The organism is Brevibacterium sp. HMSC24B04, from assembly GCF_001806835.1.
GTDB lineage: Bacteria > Actinomycetota > Actinomycetes > Actinomycetales > Brevibacteriaceae > Brevibacterium > Brevibacterium ravenspurgense.
This window is the reverse complement of sequence record NZ_KV786085.1, coordinates 1-815: the sequence shown is the minus strand read 5'-3', so window position 1 is coordinate 815 and position 815 is coordinate 1. Positions and strand designations below refer to the sequence as shown.

At 63.6% G+C, this 815-nt stretch carries 1 protein-coding gene; it reads left to right on the top strand.

Features of this window, described 5'->3' with window-relative positions:
• Window positions 1-807, top strand: a protein-coding gene (locus HMPREF3092_RS10970; protein ID WP_176745692.1) for an IS5 family transposase whose coding sequence is annotated in 2 segments (ribosomal slippage) — window positions 1-263 and window positions 265-807 — 806 coding nt annotated over the 2 segments. Because the reading frame shifts where the segments join, the coding sequence is not laid out codon by codon here. This gene is flagged as partial in the annotation.
• Window positions 808-815: the final 8 nt, after the last annotated feature.

Below are 815 nucleotides of genomic sequence, written 5' to 3'. Positions count from 1 at the left end.
TCTCCGACGCCCGCCGGATGGTCGAAGCGATCATCTACCGCTACCGGTGCGGCATCGCCTGGCGCGATCTACCCGAGGTGTATGGACCCTGGCAGACGGTCTGGACCTGGCACCGCAGGATGGCCTCCGAGGGAACCTGGGACACCATCCTCAACACCCTCACCGCCGCTGCAGACAAGGAAGGACTCATCGACTGGTCCGTCTCCGTAGACTCGACCATCGCGCGTGCCCATCAGCACGCGACGAACGCCACACGCCTCACAGGGGGCTACATCGAATTACAAGAATCTGACCATCGAGCCGCCTGATCACAGCATCGGCCGCTCACGAGGGGGCCTGTCCACGAAGATCCACCAACTCGTCGACGGTCACGGACTGCCTCTGGTCACCCTGCTGAGCCCGGGGCAAGCCGGCGACTCCTCGATGTTCCTGCCTCTTCTGCAGCACCTTCGGGTCGGTCGTGACGTCGGGCGACCACGCACTTGCCCGGACGCCGTGCGGGCGGACAAAGCGTACTCTTCACGCGCGATCCGAGGCCATCTGCGGTCTCGCGCGATCAAAGCGGTCATTCCGGAGCCCGACGATCAGAAAAAGCATTGGAAACGTCGGGGCTCGCGCGGTGGCCGTCCTGTTGGTCTCGATGTCCTCGACTACAAGAACCGCAACGTGATCGAGCGTCGCTACAACCACATCAAGCAATGGCGCGGGCTGGCTACCCGCTATGACAAGCACGCAGTGGTCTACCGGGCTGCCGTCGTCCTGCACACCGTGATCGCATGGACCCGACATTTATCAGACACGCCCTAGCCGCGCTG